Here is a 1195-nt window from a genome sequence, read left to right on the forward strand (position 1 = left end):
ATCCACGCGTGGGAGTGGGTTTCGCGTGCTCCGAATGAGCGATGAGAAATTCGGCGGCGGGGTTATCCACAGGAAAAGAGAAGTTTCCGGTGCCGTTGCCGGATCGAGTCCACTCTTGCGGCCATGAACGCGATGAACAACGAACACGTCATCCTGTCCCTCGGCCCGGCTTCCGAGCAGCGGCCGGTCGTCATGCGCGGTCCGGCCGACATGGCCGAGCTGTTGCCCTACTTCCTGGGGTTCTACCCCGACGACAGCATCGTCGCGGTCGGCCTCCAGGGCCCGGACCTCCACCAGGGCGGGGTCATCCGGGCGGACCTCCCGGCCTCGCCCGCGGACTGGCCGGTCGCGGCGGAGGAGACGGCCGCCCTGCTGGTCGCCCTCTCCGAGCGGCACGGCGGTCGGCCGCTCCAGGTGCTCCTCTACCTCTGCCAGGATCCGGCCACGGCGCACGCCCCGCCGGTGGTCGACGGCTTGCGGCCGCTGGCGGATGACCTCCGCGCGGCCTTCGGGCGCAGGGGGGTGGCGGTCAAGGAGTCGCTGTGCGTCTCGAACGGCCGCTGGTGGTCCTTCCTCTGCCGCCGCGAGGGGTGCTGCGATCCGGCGGGCAACCCGGTGCGGCGCGGGCCCGATCCGGGCCCGGCGGCCGCGGCCGCGACGGTGGCCGGACTGGTGCCGCGCGGCAGCCGGAAAGCGATCCTCGGCGGGGTGGCCCCGGTGGGCCCGCCGCAGGACGCCGTCCAGCGCGAGGCGCTCGCCCGGGCCGAGGCCGCTGCGGGCGCCGTCTCCCGGGAGCAGGGCATCGCGCTGCTGGAGCAGGCCTTCGCCGAGTTCGCGGCCGGTGCTCGGGAGCTCGACGAGGAGCGGGCGGCCCGGCTGCTGCTCGCCCTGCGGGACCGCCTCACCCGGGACCGCGGCGTCGAGTACGTCCGATCCGCCGAACTCGCCCCCGCCGAGCGGCTCTGGCGCTTCCTCGCCCGGCGTGCCGTGCCGCCGTACGAGGGCTGCGCGGTGGCCCCGCTCACCCTGCTGGCCTGGGCCTCCTGGGTCGCCGGGGACACGGCGACCGCCCGGGTGGTGCTCGGCCACGCGCTGCGGCTGGCCCCCGGCTACCTGCTGGCCGAGCTGCTGTACGAGTCGATGAACGACGGCATGACGCCCGGGGCGCTGATGGCCGCCGTCGAGGCCCAGCGGC

1 protein-coding gene is annotated in these 1195 nt (G+C 74.9%); it reads left to right on the forward strand.

Annotation, left to right across the window (positions count from 1 at the left end):
• Window positions 1–123: 123 nt before the first annotated feature.
• The coding region (locus J0670_RS38345; protein WP_207817388.1) for a DUF4192 domain-containing protein at window positions 124–1195 on the forward strand (1072 nt) is incomplete at its 3' end.

The sequence above is a fragment of the Streptomyces sp. FH025 genome, from assembly GCF_017427025.1.
GTDB lineage: Bacteria > Actinomycetota > Actinomycetes > Streptomycetales > Streptomycetaceae > Kitasatospora.